Here is a 17,412-nt window from a genome sequence, read left to right on the forward strand (position 1 = left end):
TCGTACAAACAACGATTTTTGGTGTACTCTTGCGCCCGTTCGCATGAGGATAATTACGTATGGAAGTGAATTTCTATCGCGCAGCACTACTGGCTGTGACGATCTTTTTTGTCGGGTGCGATGAAGCCCCGAAACCTGCCCAAACCACACAACCTGCCACCGTTCTGGAAGGTAAAACCATGGGCACTTTCTGGCGGGTTAGTGCGGTGGGCGTAGATGCCAAACGCGCCGGGGAACTGCAGGCGAAGATCCAGGCTCAGCTGGATGCCGACGATCAGCTTCTCTCTACCTATAAAAATGATTCTGCGTTAATGCGCTTTAACCTGTCGAAAAGCCTGTCGCCATGGCCGGTTAATGATGCTATGGCCGATATCGTGACTTCGGCGCTACGCATTGGCGCAAAAACCGGTGGGGCCATGGATATTACCGTGGGTCCGTTGGTCAATCTGTGGGGCTTTGGCCCGGATCAGCAACCGGTGCATATTCCTACGCAGGCGCAAATTGACGCCGCAAAAGCGCAAACCGGGCTTTCACATCTGAAGGTTGTTAATGAGGCGCATCGGAACTACCTGCAAAAAGATTTGCCCGAGCTGTACGTGGATCTCTCGACCGTTGGCGAAGGTTATGCCGCCGATCATCTGGCACGATTAATGGAGCAGGAAGGGATCGCCCGTTATCTGGTATCCGTTGGTGGAGCATTGAACAGCCGCGGTATGAATGCAGACGGGCTTTCGTGGCGAGTCGCGATTCAGAAACCGACCGATCGCGAAAACGCGGTGCAGGCGATTGTCGACATTAACGGGCATGGCATTAGCACCTCCGGCAGCTACCGTAACTATTATGAGCTGGATGGTAAGCGCCTTTCCCATGTTATTGATCCGCAAACCGGTCGTCCGATTGAACACAACCTGGTGTCTGTAACGGTAATCGCACCAACGGCGCTGGAGGCTGACGGTTGGGATACCGGATTGATGGTTCTCGGCCCGGAAAAGGCCAAAGAGGTGGTGCGTCGTGAAGGACTCGCGGTCTATATGATTATAAAAGAGGGCGAGGGGTTTAAAACCTGGATGTCGCCGCAGTTTAAAAGCTTCCTGCTCAGCGAAAAAAATTAAAAAGCAAGATTGCGGGTTTTTGTATCCGGCTATGGGGACACACTGAGGCTAAGCGCTATGCTTAACAAAGGAGTCCATAATGAAAAATCGTATACGCATAACTGATGATGACCGCTGGCAGTCCGTTGTGGATCGTGACGCCGACGCTGACGGTCAGTTTGTTTTCGCCGTCCAGACTACCGGCATTTTCTGCCGTCCGTCCTGTCGGGCGAAACATGCGCTGCGCAAAAATGTCAGTTTCTTTGCCGATGCCCGGCAGGCGCTGGCCGCCGGTTTTCGTCCCTGTAAACGTTGTCAGCCGGATAAAGACAGCGCCCACCAGCATCGGCTGGAGAAAATAGCCCACGCCTGCCAGTTACTGGAGCAGGAATCTCCCCTCACGCTGGACGAGCTGGCGCAGCAGGTGGCGATGAGCCCGTATCACTTACATCGCCTGTTCAAAGCCACAACGGGCATGACCCCTAAAGCGTGGCAGCAGTCCTGGCGCGCCCGCCGTCTGCGCGATGCGCTGGCGAAAGGCGTTCCGGTAACGCAGGCAATTCTCAACGCCGGATTTCCCGACAGCAGCAGCTACTACCGAAAAGCGGATCAGACGTTAGGCATGACCGCAAAGCAATTTCGTAAAGGTGGTGACAACGTTTCTGTACGCTATACCCTGGCAGATTGCACTCTGGGTCGCTGTCTGGTGGCGGAAAGCGAACGTGGTATCTGCGCGATCTTACTAGGTGATGATGACGCTACGTTGGTTGCGGATCTGCATGAGCTGTTCCCCGCCGCTCAGGATGTGCCAGCAGATGCCGATTTTCAGCAGCGCGTGCGCGAAGTGATCGCCGCAATCAATGCGCGTGACGCGCCGTTATCGCTGCCGCTGGATATCCGGGGAACCGCATTTCAGCAGCAGGTGTGGCAGGCGTTGCGCGCAATTCCGTGCGGCGAAACGATGAGCTACCAGCAACTGGCCAGCGCCATTGGCAAACCGAAGGCGGTGCGTGCGGTGGCCAGCGCCTGTGGGGCGAATAAACTGGCAATCGTCATCCCGTGTCACCGGGTGATCCGCGGCGATGGCGCGCTTTCTGGCTACCGGTGGGGCATTGCGCGCAAAGCACAGTTACTGCAACGTGAAACGACTGGCGAGGAAACATAATGCTCGATCTCTTTGCGGATGCGAAACCCTGGCAGGAGCCGCTGGCGTCAGGCGCGGTTATTCTGCGACGCTTCGCTTTTGACTGCGCACCGTCTCTGCTGCAGGCGATAGCGGCTATCGCCAGACAGTCGCCGTTTCGCCAGATGGTGACGCCCGGCGGCTACACGATGTCGGTGGCAATGACCAACTGCGGTCGTCTGGGCTGGACGACCGATCAACATGGTTACCTTTATTCTCCTTTTGATCCGCTAACCGGCGCGCACTGGCCGCCGCTGCCGGATGCATTCGCTGACCTGTGCCAACAGGCAGCGACGGCGGCGGGCTATGCTGATTTTCAACCCGATGCCTGTCTGATTAACCGCTACACGCCAGGGGCAAAGCTGTCCTTACATCAGGATAAAGACGAACCCGACCTGCGGGCGCCGATTGTCTCGGTGTCGCTAGGATTGCCGGCCATCTTTCAATTTGGCGGCTTGCGCCGTAATGATCCCTTAAAGCGTTTGCTGCTGGAACATGGCGATGTGGTGGTGTGGGGCGGTACTTCGCGGCTGTTTTATCATGGGATCCAGCCGCTTAAGACGGGGTATCATCCGTTGACCGGAGACTGTCGCTACAATCTGACGTTTCGTCAGGCGGGTAAAAAAGAATAAAAATAAGAATTATTATTGCTGTCAGCGAAGAGATGTTTAAACTGCGGGCTGTTATTACTTGTCCGGGTTGTTCACATGGAACTTTTACTTCTTGTCTGGCGGCAGTATCGCTGGCCATTTATCAGCGTCATGGCGCTCAGCCTCGCCAGCGCTGCGTTGGGGATTGGGCTGATTGCGTTTATCAACCAGCGTCTGATTGAAACGGTCGACACCACGCTGATGGTGCTGCCGGAGTTTCTTGGCCTGTTGCTGCTATTGATGGTTGTCACTCTCGGCTCTCAGCTGGCGTTGACCACGCTCGGCCACCACTTTGTCTACCGCCTGCGTAGCGAATTTATCAAACGTATTCTGGATACCCACGTCGAGCGTATTGAACAGCTTGGCAGCGCCTCGTTGCTGGCCGGTTTAACCAGCGACATTCGCAACATCACCATCGCCTTTGTTCGTCTGCCTGAGCTGGTGCAGGGGATTATCCTGACCATCGGATCGGCGGCGTATCTGGCGATGCTGTCGACCAAAATGCTGCTGGTGACGGCTATCTGGATGGCAATCACCATCTGGGGGGGATTTGTGCTGGTGGCGCGGGTGTATAAGCACATGGCTACCCTGCGCGAAACCGAAGACAAGTTGTACAACGATTATCAGACAGTGCTGGAAGGGCGCAAAGAGCTGACGCTCAACCGCGAGCGCGCCGAGCATATCTTTAATCAGATGTACGTCCCGGATGCCAAAGAGTACCGTCACCATATTATTCGCGCCGATACCTTCCACCTGAGCGCGGTCAACTGGTCAAACATTATGATGCTGGGCGCCATTGGTCTGGTGTTCTGGATGGCAAATAGTCTGGGCTGGGCGGATACCGCCGTGGCGGCGACTTACTCACTGACGCTGTTATTCCTGCGTACACCGCTGCTCTCTGCCGTTGGCGCGCTACCAACCCTGCTCACTGCGCAGGTGGCTTTCAACAAGCTGAATAAATTCGCACTGGCACCTTTTAAGGCCGAATTCCCGCGCCCAACCGCTTTTCCAAACTGGCAAACGCTGGAACTGCGTAACGTGGTTTTCCACTATCAGGATAATGCCTTTTCCGTAGGGCCGGTCAATCTGACGATTCATCGCGGTGAACTGATCTTCCTGATTGGCGGCAACGGCAGCGGGAAATCTACGCTGGCGATGTTACTGACCGGGCTATACCAGCCGCAGTCAGGTGAAATTTTGCTTGATGGTAAGGCCGTGGCCGTTGAAAAGCCGGAAGATTATCGCAAGCTGTTTTCCGCCGTGTTTACCGACGTCTGGCTGTTCGACAAATTGCTGGGGCCGGAAGGTAAAGAAGCCAATCCGCAGCTGGTAGCGAAGTGGCTGGAACATCTTAAGATGGGTCACAAGCTGGAGATGAACGATGGCCGCATCCTCAATCTGAAGCTGTCGAAAGGGCAGAAGAAACGCGTGGCGCTGCTGCTGGCTCTGGCGGAGGAGCGCGACATCATTCTGCTGGATGAATGGGCTGCCGATCAGGATCCCCATTTCCGTCGTGAGTTCTATCAGGTCCTGTTACCGCTGATGCAAGAAATGGGTAAAACTATCTTCGCCATTAGCCATGACGATCACTATTTTATTCACGCCGATCGTCTGCTGGAAATGCGTAACGGACAGTTGAGTGAACTGCTGGGCGATGAGCGTGATGCCGCCTCGCGTGACGCGGTGGCTCGCACTGCGTGATCCCACATGCCGCCGGTTTTTTATCCACCCGGCGGCACTGTTTATTGTTATTTACATAAATCGGCATCATGATTAATGATATTTCATATCATGGATTTATGATTAATGCCTGTAACAAACAAAAACAGCGCCAGACTGCGTGATGAAGAGCGTGCGCGTCTTATCTGGCTGCTGACCACTGATAAAGCCGTTGTTTCAACGCTATTGGGCAAGCTTACCCTGGCTGAGCAATATGACGTCGGCACGTTAGCCGACGATATTGCTGAGGTAGGGGCGCTGGTCGCCCACCTGCCGCCGCCCGATCTGGCGGATACCCTCGAAGCATTACCTTCTGAAGAGCGTCACGCCCTGTGGCGGCTGGTCGAAAGTGAAAAGCGCGGTAACGTCCTGCTTGAGGCGTCAGAAAACGTCTGGGACGACCTGATCGATGAGATGAGCGACCGTGAGCTGCTGGATGCGTTGCAATACCTTGATATCGACGAACAGATTTATCTGGTTCAGCACCTCCCTCGTAACCTCACGGGTCGACTGCTGGCGACGTTACCGGCCGAGGAGCGGGCGCGCGTCCGCCAGGTGCTGCACTACGAGAAGAATCGCGTCGGTGCGATTATGGAGTTCGAAGTTATCACCGTGCGTCCGGACGTGACGCTGGAAGTGGTGCAACGCTACCTGCGGCGGCTGGGAAAAATGCCGGAGAACACCGATAAACTCTTCGTGACCGACCGCAATAAAGTGCTGGTCGGGGAACTGACGCTCACCTGTATTCTGCTCAATGACGTGCAGCGAAAAGTCAGCGAGGTGATGGAAGATGATCCGCTCACCTTTTCTCCGGAAGATATCGCCGAACACGCCGCGCGAACCTTTGAACGTGACGACCTGGTCAGTGCCGCGGTCGTTGACTCTTCAGGTAAACTGATGGGCCGTTTAACCATCGATGAGATCGTCGATGTGGTCTATGAAGAAACCGATACCGATCTGCGTCGAATGGGCGGCTTAAGCGCCGGAGAGGATGTGTTTGCCCCCGTCACGAAAGCGGTAAAAACCCGCTGGGCGTGGTTGGCCGTTAACCTTTGTACCGCCTTTATCGCTTCGCGAGTGATCGACGGCTTTGAACATACAATTTCGCAACTGGTCGCGCTGGCCTCGCTGATGCCGATTGTGGCGGGGATCGGCGGCAACACCGGGAATCAAACCATCACCATGATTGTTCGCGCGCTGGCGCTACAAAATATTCAGCCGGGAAACCTGACGTTTTTGATCCTGCGCGAAATGGGCGTGGCGTTGATTAATGGCCTCGTGTGGGGCGGAATTATGGGCGGCATTACCTGGTGGCTGTACGATGACATGGCGCTCGGCGGCGTGATGACCCTGGCGATGATGCTCAATTTGCTGATGGCGGCGTTGATGGGCGTTATTATTCCGATGACGATGGTGAAGCTCGGGCGCGACCCGGCGGTCGGCTCGAGCGTCATGATTACGGCAATCACCGATACCGGTGGTTTCTTTATTTTTCTCGGTCTGGCAACGCTGTTTCTGATGTAGCCGCACGTTTGCCTCTGACGATACGCGGCAGAATGAGCATCGTCATCACCCCGGCAACCACGCCAAGCGCCAGGTTGCCGGTTGACACCGTTGCCGCGACGGTCATCAGCATCACCAGCGTTTCAGTAACGGGGAGTTGCCGCAGCGTAGCGGGCTGGATGCTGTGCCAACTGAAGGTTTTCACCGCCACAATCACCATAATTCCCGCCAGCACCGACATGGGGATTTTCGCCATTACTTCGCTTAACCCAGTGACCAGCAACAACAGCACCAGCCCGGCGGCGACCGTCGAGATGCGGCTGCGTCCTTTGCCCATCTCGACGTTAACGATGGTTTGACCAATCATCGCACACCCGGCGATTCCGCCATAAAAACCGGCCAGAATATTGGCTATCCCCAGCCCGGCGCTCTCGCGATTCTTATTCGACGGCGTAACCGTCAGGTCATCCACCAGACGGGCGGTTAACAACGACTCCATTAATCCGACAAAAGCGATGCTCAGCGCGCAGGGCCAGATAATCGCCAGCGTTTGCAGGTTGAGCGGTACCAATAACTGCGTGAATCCCGGCAGGCCGCCGCGCATTGAACCTTCGTCACCGACGGTCGGTAATAGTTGTCCGCTGGTGACAGTGAACACCGTCAGCAGCACGATGGCGATAAGCGGCGCGGGGATCGCTTTAATAAACCGCGGAACCCACAGCACAATCAGCAGGGTCAGGACAAACAGCCCCCAGATTAGCGGGCTTTTTCCCCAGAAATGCGGGACCTGGGCAAAGAAAATCAAAATACCCAGCGCGTTCACAAAACCGGTCATGACGGCTGTAGGAATGAATCGCATCAGACGCGCCATCCCCAATACGCCAAACATGATCTGAATAATCCCGGCCAGCACCACCGCAGGCAGGATGTACTGGACGCCGTGTTGATGCACCATCGGGCCAATCACCAGCGCGACCGATCCTGCCGCTGCGGTAACCATTGCCGGACGGCCACCTAAAAATGACATTGCCAGGCACAGTACGACTGAGGCTATCAGGCTGACTTTAGGATCGACGCCGGCGATAACGGAAAAAGAGATCACTTCCGGGATCAGCGCCAGGGCGGTTACCACACCGGCCAGCGTTTCGCGAACCAGTAAACGGGGTTGGCGCAGCACTGCGCGCGTCGCGTGCTCCGCTACTGCGACAGAGGTGGGTTGAGTTGCAGACATCGTTACTCTTAGGTCAAAAATGGCCCGATACAGCAGACCGACAGGCATCCGTGCGGTGAATAGCAAAGCGCAGCATAGTACCTGTCTGACGGATCGGTTTCCAGAAATGATTGTCAATAACCGTATAAATTATCAACGTATTAATAACATTTTTAAAAATTAAATATAATTTATAAACAATATTTAAATATTTTTACTTAAGTGTTACCGTTGATACCGCTCGATTTTCACCTGTATTAAAAGCAAAAAGCGATACTAAAAGTAAGGCATTAACATTATGAAAAAAGTGACTGCCATGCTCTTCACCATGGCCGTTGGGCTGAATGTTGTCTCGATGGCGGCAAAAGCGAAAGCGGCGGAAGAGCAGGAAACGGATGTACTGTTGATTGGCGGCGGCATCATGAGCGCCACGCTGGGAACCTATTTACAGGAGCTGGAACCGCAATGGTCAATGACCATGGTTGAGCGACTGGATGGTGTAGCGCAGGAAAGCTCAAACGGCTGGAATAACGCCGGAACAGGCCACTCCGCACTGATGGAGCTGAACTACACGCCTAAAAAGGCCGACGGTAGCATCAGCATTGAAAAGGCAGTCGAAATCAACGAAGCCTTCCAGATCTCCCGCCAGTTTTGGGCCTATCAGGTCAATAATGGCGTAATGCATGAACCACGCTCATTTATCACCACCGTTCCGCACATGAGTTTTGTCTGGGGTGACGAGAACGTGAACTTCCTGCGTGCCCGTTACACCGCACTGCAGCAGAGCACGTTATTCCGTGGCATGCGTTATTCCGAAGATCACGCGCAGATTAAAGAGTGGGCGCCGCTGGTCATGGAAGGCCGCGATCCGAAGCAGAAAGTCGCGGCAACGCGTACCGAGATTGGTACTGACGTAAACTACGGCGAAATCACGCGCCAGCTGATTGCCTCGTTGCAGAAAAAGCCCAACTTTGCGCTGCAACTGAGTACCGAAGTGCGTGGCTTTAAACGCAATGCCGACAATAGCTGGACCGTCACGGTCGCCGATCTGAAAAATAACGAAGCGGAACACGATATCAAGGCGAAGTTTGTCTTTATCGGTGCCGGTGGCGCTGCGCTGAAGCTGTTGCAGGAAACCGACATTCCGGAAGCGAAAGGTTATGCCGGATTCCCGGTTGGCGGGCAGTTCCTGGTTGCGGATAATCCGGACGTGGTGAATCGCCACCTGGCGAAAGTGTACGGTCAGGCCTCCGTTGGCGCGCCGCCGATGTCCGTGCCGCACATCGATACCCGTATCCTTGATGGCAAACGCGTCGTACTGTTTGGGCCATTCGCGACATTCTCCACCAAGTTCCTGAAAAACGGTTCATTGTGGGATCTGCTCAGCTCGACCACCACCTCGAACTTTATGCCGATGGTCAACGTGGGTCTGGATAACTTCGATCTGGTGAAATATCTGGTAAGCCAGGTGATGCTCAGCGATGACGACCGTTTTGCCGCGCTGCAAGAGTACTATCCGCAGGCGAAAAAAGAAGACTGGCGTTTATGGCAGGCGGGCCAGCGTGTGCAGATCATTAAAAGTGATGCGGAGAAGGGCGGTGTGTTGCGTCTGGGTACCGAAGTCGTCAGCGATAAAGAGGGCACCATTGCCGCGCTGCTGGGCGCTTCTCCGGGTGCATCAACCGCGGCGCCGATTATGCTGCATCTGATGGAAAAAGTGTTTAAAGATAAAGTGGCCAGCCCTGAATGGCAGGCGAAACTGAAAACCATTATTCCGTCTTATGGTACCAAGCTGAACGGTAACGTTGAGGCTACGGAACAAGAGCTGCAATACACCAGTGACGTTCTGGGGCTGAAATATGACAAGCCGCAGGCTGCTGATGAAGCGCCGAAACCTCAGCTGAAACCTCAGGCGCAACCGCAGCCTGAGCAGAAAGCTGTAGCGGATATCGCACTGTAAAATAAAATGCCGGATAAGGCGGTACGCCGCCCTCCGGCACATTCTTACTTATCGCGCGACTGCGTCCTGAATCTTCTCTTCCGCTTTCCAGATACGGTATTTCACTTCCACGTTCTCCGGCGTATAGACCACAATCGGTAACTTGCTGTTGTAGCGCAGCATGCCGTCATCACCCAGATACGCGGTAATAAATTTCTTCTCTTTCTTACCGTCCGGGCAGGCCATCATGGTTGAAACCGGAGACGTCACTTTGTCGAAGACATAGTAGTCATATCCCCAACCTTCCAGCGTTTTGCTGTCCAGTTCTCCGCCCAGGCGGTGTTGGTTGCAGTCAACTTCCAGCGTTTGTCCGATTAGCAGTTCTACTTTCAGAGTAGATTCATCTTTCTCAGGAGTAAGCTGGATAACCTGGCGCTTCATACCCTTTTCCGCCTTAGGATAAGGGGCGACTTTTTCCAGCGGCTGAGCGCCGGCATCGTTACTGGCAGCCCATGCAGAGGCGCTGGCAAAGGCGGCGAAAAGTACGGCAGGGACAATTGTTTTCATCTTATTGTTCACAGTGTTTCCTTTCTTCTGTCTTATGAACGAGTCTGGGGCAGGTTAACATATTTACATAATCGATTAAGCTGGATTTACTTATATTTTAAGTGTATTTGGTATATGTCTGCTTTCAGACTAGCGATATATTCTAAGAATAATCTTAATTATAAAATCATTCTCTTTTTGAGTGGTTCGTTATATACGGTTTTATATAACTCATTGAAATGTGAGCAAAAGCGCATTTTTTCCCGCCAACTCAACACTCCTTTGATCCGGCAACAGCATTTACCCCGATTGGGGTATGCACCTCTAACACATCCTGAAATATCTTACGACTAAAAATAACTACTCATAAATAGTGCAGTTTTTTATGTCGTTCAACCCGCCAGGGAAGGGCGTCATTATGGAAGGACAATGTCATGGTTGATTTATCCCGTCGAGGCATGTTGACAGGCAGTTGGCGAAACGCCAACTCAGGGATCCGTCCGCCCTGGAGCAAGGAAGACTCTCACTTTCTGGCCCATTGCCTTCGTTGTGACGCCTGCATCCAGGCGTGTGAAACCGACATCCTGCAGCGAGGCCAGGGCGGTTACCCTAGCGTAAATTTCAAACACGGCGAGTGTAGCTTTTGCTATGCCTGCGCAGAGGCCTGTTCTGAATCCCTTTTTCTTCCGCGCCACACCAGGGCATGGGATCTGAATTTTACGATTGGGGAAAACTGTCTCGCACATCAGTCCGTTGAATGCCATCGCTGTCAGGATAGCTGTGAACCCATGGCTATAACCTTTCGTCCCACGCTGTCCGGCATTTATCAGCCGCAGCTCGACAATCAGGACTGTAACGGATGTGGCGCATGTGTCGCTATCTGCCCGGTATCAGCCATTAACGCGGAGTACAACCATGGACAATAACTGGCAGGTCTGCAGCCTGGTCGTTCAGGCCAAAAGTCAGCATATCAATGATATCGCCACGCAGTTGCGTTCATTCCCAGGTTGCGAAGTTGCACTCAGCGATGTGGAAAGCGGTCAACTGATCGTGGTGGTGGAAGCTGAGCACAGCGAAACGTTAATGAAAACTATTGAGTCAGTGCGCAACGTTGCGGGCGTGCTGGCGGTGTCGCTGGTTTATCACCAGCAGGATGAGCAAGGTGAGGAAACACCATGAAACTCAGTCGTCGTAGCTTTATGAAAGCTAACGCCGTTGCGGCCGCTGCGGCGGCTGCCGGGTTAAGCGTGCCGGGCGTAGCCCGTGCGGTAGTCGGTCAGCAAGAAGCCATCAAATGGGACAAAGCCCCGTGCCGTTTTTGCGGGACGGGCTGTGGCGTATTGGTCGGGACGCAGCAAGGGCGTGTTGTGGCATGCCAGGGCGATCCGGATGCGCCGGTTAACCGTGGGCTTAACTGCATCAAAGGTTACTTCCTGCCGAAAATCATGTACGGAAAAGACCGTTTAACGCAGCCGATGCTGCGCATGAAGGACGGTAAGTATCACAAAGAAGGCGAGTTCACCCCGATTAGCTGGGATCAGGCCTTTGACGTGATGGAAGAGAAATTCAAAACGTCCCTGAAAGAGAAAGGCCCGGAGTCTATCGGTATGTTCGGCTCGGGTCAGTGGACGATTTGGGAAGGTTATGCCGCTGCCAAATTGTTTAAAGCGGGTTTCCGTTCGAATAACATCGACCCGAACGCGCGTCACTGCATGGCGTCAGCGGTAGTCGGCTTTATGCGTACCTTCGGTATGGATGAACCGATGGGCTGCTATGACGATATCGAGCATGCAGATGCTTTCGTCCTGTGGGGCGCGAATATGGCGGAGATGCACCCGATCCTGTGGTCGCGCATCACCAACCGTCGTCTGTCCGATCCCAATGTTAATGTCGCAGTGCTCTCCACCTTCCAGCACCGCAGCTTTGAGCTGGCGGATAACGGCATGGTCTTTACGCCGCAAACCGATCTGGTGATCCTCAACTACATCGCTAACTACATCATTCAAAACAATGCGATCAACCAGGATTTCTTTAGCAAGCACGTTAATCTGCGTAAAGGCGTGACGGACATCGGCTACGGTCTGCGTCCAACCCATCCGCTGGAAAAAGCGGCGAAAAACCCGGGATCCGATGCCTCTGAGCCGATGAGCTTTGAGGACTACAAAGCCTTTGTTGCCGAGTACACGCTGGATAAAACCGCCGAAATGACCGGCGTACCGAAAGATCAGCTGGAACAGCTGGCGCAGCTGTATGCCGATCCGAAGAAAAAAGTCATCTCCTACTGGACGATGGGCTTCAACCAGCATACCCGCGGCGTGTGGGCCAACAACCTGGTCTATAACCTGCACCTGTTGACCGGTAAAATCTCCCAGCCAGGCTGCGGTCCGTTCTCTTTGACCGGTCAGCCTTCCGCCTGCGGTACCGCGCGTGAAGTCGGTACGTTCTCCCATCGTCTGCCTGCGGACATGGTGGTTACGAACGAAAAACACCGCGATATCTGCGAGAAGCACTGGAATATTCCGGCGGGGACCATTCCGGCAAAAATCGGTCTGCATGCCGTGGCGCAAGACCGTGCGCTGAAAGATGGCAAGCTCAATGTCTACTGGGCGATGTGTACCAACAACATGCAGGCCGGTCCGAACATCAACGAAGAGCGTATGCCGGGCTGGCGCGATCCGCGCAACTTCATCATCGTCTCCGATCCGTACCCGACGGTCAGCGCTCTGTCGGCCGACCTGATCCTGCCGACCGCGATGTGGGTAGAGAAAGAAGGTGCTTACGGTAACGCGGAACGCCGTACACAGTTCTGGCGTCAGCAGATTAAAGCGCCGGGTGAATCGAAATCGGATCTGTGGCAACTGGTGCAGTTCTCTCGTCGCTTCAAAACAGAAGAAGTGTGGCCGGAAGCGCTGTTGGCACAGAAACCGGAACTGCGCGGAAAAACGCTGTATGACGTACTGTTTGCCACGCCTGCAGTGACGAAATTCCCGGTGGCTGAACTGGCTGAAGATCAGCTGAACGATGAATCCCGCGAGCTGGGCTTCTATCTGCAAAAAGGACTGTTCGAAGAGTACGCCTGGTTTGGCCGCGGTCACGGGCATGACCTTGCGCCATTTGACGATTACCACAAAGCGCGCGGTTTACGCTGGCCGGTCGTTGAGGGCAAAGAGACCCAGTGGCGCTACAGCGAAGGCAACGACCCTTACGTGAAAGCGGGTGAAAGCTACAAGTTCTACGGTAAGCCGGACGGCAAAGCGGTCATCTTCGCGCTGCCATTTGAACCTGCCGCAGAAGCGCCGGATAAAGAGTACGACCTGTGGCTGTCTACCGGACGTGTGCTGGAGCACTGGCATACCGGCAGCATGACGCGTCGCGTACCTGAGCTGCACCGTGCTTTCCCGGAAGCTGTGCTGTTTATCCATCCGCTGGATGCAAAAGCACGCGATCTGCGCCGTGGCGACAAAGTCAAAGTGGTTTCCCGTCGTGGTGAAGTTATCTCGATAGTTGAAACGCGCGGGCGTAACCGTCCACCGCAGGGGCTGGTCTACATGCCGTTCTTCGACGCCGCACAGCTGGTGAACAACCTGACGCTGGATGCGACGGATCCGCTCTCCAAAGAGACGGATTTCAAGAAGTGCGCTGTGAAACTGGCGAAGGTGTAACGCGTTATGTCCCGGTCAGCAAAACCCCAAAATGGCCGCCGCCGCTTTCTGCGCGATATGGTTCGCGCAGCGGGCGGACTGGCCGTCGTTGGCGTGGCGCTGGGGTTGCAACAGCAAACCGCACGTGCAACCGGCGTGCGGCTACGCCCGCCAGGCGCACTGAGTGAGGAGGCATTCGCCAGTGCCTGCGTGCGCTGTGGTCAGTGCGTTCAGGCCTGCCCGTATGACACGCTGAAGCTGGCGACGCTTGCCTCAGGGCTGGCTGCTGGTACGCCGTATTTTGTCGCGCGTGATATTCCCTGCGAAATGTGTGAAGACATTCCGTGCGCCAAAGTTTGCCCCAGCGGTGCGTTGGACAGGGACATTGAATCTATTGACGATTCACGCATGGGGCTGGCGGTACTGCTGGATCACGAAAACTGCCTCAACTATCAGGGATTACGCTGCGACGTTTGCTATCGCGAATGCCCGAAAATCGATGAGGCTATCACCCTGGAGCTGGACCGCAACATGCGTACCGGCAAGCATGCGCGGTTTATTCCGACCGTACACAGCGACGCCTGTACCGGCTGCGGGAAATGCGAAAAAGTGTGCGTCCTGGAGCAGCCAGCAATAAAAGTGCTGCCCCTGTCGCTGGCGAAAGGGGAGTTAGGACACCATTACCGCTTCGGTTGGCTGGAGGGGAACAATGGCAAATCGTAAACGTGACGCCGGGCGTGAAGCGCAGGCAAAAAAAGGATGGTGGAAGAGTCATCGCTGGCTGGTGCTGCGTCGTCTGAGCCAGTTTCTGATACTGGCGATGTTCCTTAGCGGCCCGTGGCTTGGCGTCTGGATCCTGCATGGCAATTACAGTAGCAGCCTGTTGCTGGACTCCATCCCGTTCACCGATCCGCTGATTACCCTGCAAAGCCTGGCCAGCGGACACCTGCCGGCGACGGTTGCGTTAACGGGGGCGGTCATCATCACGGTGCTGTATGCCCTGGCGGGTAAGCGACTGTTTTGCAGTTGGGTTTGTCCCATGAACCCTGTCACCGATTTAGCCAGCTGGTTGCGCAGAAGGTTTGACCTGAATCAGTCTGCAACCCTGCCGCGCCATATACGGTACGTCCTGCTGGTGGTTATCCTGGTCGGTTCCGCCGTGACCGGTACGCTGCTGTGGGAGTGGATAAACCCAGTCTCCCTGCTCGGACGGAGTCTGGTCATGGGATTTGGCAGCGGGGCGCTGCTGATCCTCGCGCTGTTTTTATTTGATCTACTGGTCGTTGAGCATGGCTGGTGCGGGCATCTTTGCCCACTGGGTGCGCTGTATAGCGTGGTGGGGAGTAAAGGTGCATTAACCGTTTCGGCAAAAGAACGTAACAGATGTAACCGCTGTATGGATTGTTTTCATGTTTGCCCGGAACCGCATGTGCTACGTGCGCCGGTGCTGGATGAGCAAAGTCCGGTGCAGGTAACCAGCCGCGATTGCATGGCCTGCGGTCGCTGTGTGGATGTCTGTTCTGAGGATGTTTTTACAATAACAACACGATGGAGTTCGGGAGCGAAATCATGAAAAGCCATGACCTGATTAAAGCGCTGAGTCAATGGACGGCTGCGCTGGCCCTGGTAGTCAGTGGGGCCGTTTGGGCTGCAAACGGAGTGGATCTGAGCCAGTCACCGGAAGTCTCAGGAACACAAGAAGGGGCGATTCGCATGCCGAAAGAGCAAGTGCGTATGCCGCTGAACTATGTGAATCAGCCGCCGATGGTTCCGCACAGCGTTGAAGGGTATCAGGTGACGACTAACACTAACCGCTGCCTGCAATGTCACGGTGTGGAAAGCTATCGCACCACCGGTGCGCCACGTATCAGTCCGACGCACTTTATGGACAGCGACGGTAAGGTATTGGCTGAAGTCGCGCCGCGTCGTTATTTCTGCCTGCAATGTCACGTGCCGCAGGCTGACGCCGCGCCGATTGTTGAAAATACCTTCACCCCCTCGAAAGGTTACGGGAAATAAGAGGTCATTATGGAAAATTCTAACCGTAAACCAGGCTGGATTAAGCGCGTCTGGCAATGGTGGCGTCGCCCCAGCCGTCTGGCGCTCGGCACGCTGTTGTTAATCGGCTTTGTGGGCGGCATTATTTTCTGGGGCGGCTTTAATACCGGTATGGAAAAGGCCAATACAGAAGAGTTCTGCATTAGCTGTCACGAAATGCGCAATACGGTGTACCAGGAATACATGGAAACCGTACACTACAACAACCGTAGTGGTGTGCGAGCGACTTGCCCTGATTGCCACGTCCCACATGAGTGGGGTCCGAAAATGATTCGTAAGATCAAGGCCAGTAAAGAGCTGTACGCGAAAGCACTGGGGCTGATAGATACACCGCAGAAATTTGAAGACCATCGTTTAACGATGGCGCAAAATGAGTGGCGGCGTATGAAAGATAACAATTCGCAAGAGTGTCGAAACTGTCACAACTTCGAGTTTATGGATTTAACCGCCCAGAAAGGCGTTGCGGCCAAAATGCACGACCAGGCCGTGAAAGACGGGCAAACCTGTATTGACTGTCATAAAGGGATAGCGCACAAACTGCCTGATATGCGCGAAGTCAAACCGGGATTTTAACAGGATGTAGATAACCAGGTATGCTTGAAGCCAGAGAATTACTTTGCGAGCGGGATGACAGAATACTGTTCAGCGATTTGTCATTTCGCGTCAACGCAGGGGAATGGGTACAAATTACCGGCAGCAACGGCGCAGGGAAAACCACTTTGCTGCGGTTACTTACCGGGCTGGCGCGTCCCGACGCAGGGGAGGTTTGCTGGCAAGAGCAACCGCTGCATCACGTGCGGGACAGCTACCATCAACAACTGCTGTGGATCGGACATCAGCCGGGGATAAAAACCCGGCTTTCGGCGTTGGAAAACCTGCGTTTCTTCCACCATGACGGCGACGTCGCACAGTGTCTGGCTGCGCTGGCGCAGGCGGGGCTTGCCGGATATGAAGACATCCCGGTGAATCAACTCTCCGCCGGACAACAGCGGCGCGTGGCGCTGGCCCGTTTGTGGCTGACCCGCGCCCGGCTGTGGATCCTCGACGAACCCTTTACCGCCATTGATGTGAACGGCGTTGAGCGACTGACTCAGCGTATGGCGCAGCATACGGAGCAGGGCGGTATTGTTATTCTCACCACCCACCAACCGCTCAATGTCGAGACCGATAAAGTGCGACGTATTGCGCTGACCAGCGAGAGGGCAACGCAATGATGTGGCGAATCTTCCGTTTAGAACTACGAGTTGCGTTTCGTCATAGTGCGGAAATCGCCAATCCTTTATGGTTCTTCCTGATTGTTATTACGCTGTTCCCGCTGAGCATTGGGCCGGAGCCGCAACTGCTGGCACGTATTGCACCGGGCATCATCTGGGTTGCGGCGCTGCTGGCGTCGTTGCTGGCGCTGGAGCGCCTGTTTCGTGATGATCTGCAGGACGGCAGCCTTGAGCAACTGATGCTGCTGCCGTTGCCGCTGCCGGCAGTGGTGCTGGCGAAAGTGATGGCGCACTGGGTCGTAACCGGCCTGCCGCTGCTGATCCTCTCGCCGCTGGTGGCGTTGCTGCTGGGCATGGATATGTACGGCTGGAAAATTATGGCGCTGACCTTGTTACTCGGGACGCCGACGCTGGGCTTCCTCGGCGCGCCGGGCGTGGGGTTGACGGTGGGCTTAAAGCGCGGCGGCGTACTGTTAAGCGTGCTGGTACTCCCGCTCACCATACCCTTACTGATTTTTGCGACCGCGGCGATGGATGCGGCTTCCATGCACTTACCGGTTGAAGGGTACATGGCGATTCTGGGTGCGTTGCTGGTCGGCAGCGCCACGCTAAGCCCGTTTGCCACAGCTGCGGCGTTACGGATAAGCGTGCAGTAGCG

16 protein-coding genes and 1 pseudogene are annotated in these 17,412 nt (G+C 54.9%); 15 read left to right on the forward strand and 2 right to left on the reverse strand.

The features are described from left to right. Window positions 1-59 precede the first annotated feature (59 nt). The 5 genes and pseudogenes from apbE to mgtE all read left to right on the forward strand — a co-directional run bounded on the left by apbE (window position 60) and on the right by mgtE (window position 6,167). Window positions 60-1,112: an FAD:protein FMN transferase ApbE gene (gene apbE, locus HV243_RS08250; RefSeq protein WP_016153786.1), complete on the forward strand. Its 1,053-nt coding sequence runs from the start codon at window positions 60-62 to the stop codon at window positions 1,110-1,112. 79 nt (window positions 1,113-1,191) lie between these two features. Next, the gene (gene ada, locus HV243_RS08255; RefSeq protein WP_053389547.1) at window positions 1,192-2,256 is read left to right on the forward strand and encodes a bifunctional DNA-binding transcriptional regulator/O6-methylguanine-DNA methyltransferase Ada; all 1,065 of its coding nucleotides are present in this window, start codon (window positions 1,192-1,194) and stop codon (window positions 2,254-2,256) included. Beyond that, window positions 2,256-2,946 (forward strand): annotated as a pseudogene (gene alkB, locus HV243_RS08260) (DNA oxidative demethylase AlkB). Before ada ends, alkB begins: the two are co-directional and overlap by 1 nt. 35 nt (window positions 2,947-2,981) lie before the next feature. Continuing rightward, window positions 2,982-4,625, forward strand: coding sequence for a multidrug ABC transporter permease/ATP-binding protein (locus tag HV243_RS08265; protein WP_016157011.1), 1,644 nt, complete (start codon window positions 2,982-2,984; stop codon window positions 4,623-4,625). A 105-nt stretch (window positions 4,626-4,730) separates the two neighbouring features. Then, on the forward strand, window positions 4,731-6,167 hold the full coding sequence (gene mgtE, locus HV243_RS08270; protein WP_016153782.1) for a magnesium transporter: 1,437 nt from the start codon (window positions 4,731-4,733) through the stop codon (window positions 6,165-6,167). Here mgtE and HV243_RS08275 read toward each other — a convergent pair. After that, on the reverse strand, window positions 6,130-7,377 hold the full coding sequence (locus tag HV243_RS08275) for a SulP family inorganic anion transporter (protein WP_053389545.1): 1,248 nt from the start codon (window positions 7,375-7,377) through the stop codon (window positions 6,130-6,132). The genes mgtE and HV243_RS08275 overlap by 38 nt on opposite strands. A gap of 277 nt (window positions 7,378-7,654) precedes the next feature. Here HV243_RS08275 and mqo point away from each other — a divergent pair, with 277 nt between their 5' ends. After that, complete coding sequence (mqo, locus tag HV243_RS08280; RefSeq protein ID WP_016153779.1) at window positions 7,655-9,316, forward strand: malate dehydrogenase (quinone); 1,662 nt, start codon at window positions 7,655-7,657, stop codon at window positions 9,314-9,316. A 48-nt stretch (window positions 9,317-9,364) separates the two neighbouring features. Here mqo and eco read toward each other — a convergent pair whose 3' ends face one another. Further along, window positions 9,365-9,862, reverse strand: a complete 498-nt coding sequence (gene eco / locus HV243_RS08285) for a serine protease inhibitor ecotin (protein WP_029139607.1) — start codon at window positions 9,860-9,862, stop codon at window positions 9,365-9,367. Window positions 9,863-10,275: 413 nt separating this feature from the next. Between eco and napF the strand changes: the two genes are divergently transcribed. Genes napF through ccmB form a run of 9 tightly spaced genes read left to right on the forward strand, consistent with a single transcriptional unit; the run spans window position 10,276 to window position 17,410 of the window. Then, window positions 10,276-10,767 (forward strand): ferredoxin-type protein NapF, encoded by a 492-nt coding sequence (napF, locus tag HV243_RS08290; RefSeq protein ID WP_016157008.1) that lies wholly within the window; start codon window positions 10,276-10,278, stop codon window positions 10,765-10,767. Further along, on the forward strand, window positions 10,757-11,020 hold the full coding sequence (gene napD / locus HV243_RS08295) for a chaperone NapD (protein WP_016153776.1): 264 nt from the start codon (window positions 10,757-10,759) through the stop codon (window positions 11,018-11,020). The genes napF and napD overlap by 11 nt, the downstream gene beginning before the upstream one ends. Then, the gene (gene napA, locus HV243_RS08300) at window positions 11,017-13,503 is read left to right on the forward strand and encodes a nitrate reductase catalytic subunit NapA (protein ID WP_016153775.1); all 2,487 of its coding nucleotides are present in this window, start codon (window positions 11,017-11,019) and stop codon (window positions 13,501-13,503) included. The genes napD and napA overlap by 4 nt, the downstream gene beginning before the upstream one ends. A 6-nt stretch (window positions 13,504-13,509) precedes the next feature. Then, a complete protein-coding gene (gene napG, locus HV243_RS08305; RefSeq protein ID WP_016153774.1) occupies window positions 13,510-14,205 on the forward strand; it encodes a ferredoxin-type protein NapG in 696 nt (231 codons plus the stop codon). Next, window positions 14,192-15,055: a quinol dehydrogenase ferredoxin subunit NapH gene (gene napH, locus HV243_RS08310; RefSeq protein ID WP_016153773.1), complete on the forward strand. Its 864-nt coding sequence runs from the start codon at window positions 14,192-14,194 to the stop codon at window positions 15,053-15,055. The genes napG and napH overlap by 14 nt, the downstream gene beginning before the upstream one ends. Beyond that, complete coding sequence (gene napB / locus HV243_RS08315; protein WP_016153772.1) at window positions 15,052-15,501, forward strand: nitrate reductase cytochrome c-type subunit; 450 nt, start codon at window positions 15,052-15,054, stop codon at window positions 15,499-15,501. The genes napH and napB overlap by 4 nt, the downstream gene beginning before the upstream one ends. A 9-nt stretch (window positions 15,502-15,510) precedes the next feature. After that, on the forward strand, window positions 15,511-16,113 hold the full coding sequence (napC, locus tag HV243_RS08320; protein ID WP_003027548.1) for a cytochrome c-type protein NapC: 603 nt from the start codon (window positions 15,511-15,513) through the stop codon (window positions 16,111-16,113). Window positions 16,114-16,133: 20 nt separating this feature from the next. After that, complete coding sequence (gene ccmA, locus HV243_RS08325) at window positions 16,134-16,754, forward strand: cytochrome c biogenesis heme-transporting ATPase CcmA (protein WP_016153771.1); 621 nt, start codon at window positions 16,134-16,136, stop codon at window positions 16,752-16,754. Further along, window positions 16,751-17,410, forward strand: coding sequence for a heme exporter protein CcmB (gene ccmB / locus HV243_RS08330; RefSeq protein ID WP_003027542.1), 660 nt, complete (start codon window positions 16,751-16,753; stop codon window positions 17,408-17,410). The genes ccmA and ccmB overlap by 4 nt, the downstream gene beginning before the upstream one ends. Window positions 17,411-17,412: the final 2 nt, after the last annotated feature.

Origin of the sequence: Citrobacter sp. RHBSTW-00599 (genome assembly GCF_013784065.1) — a bacterium.
GTDB classification, from domain to species: Bacteria; Pseudomonadota; Gammaproteobacteria; order Enterobacterales; family Enterobacteriaceae; genus Citrobacter; species Citrobacter braakii.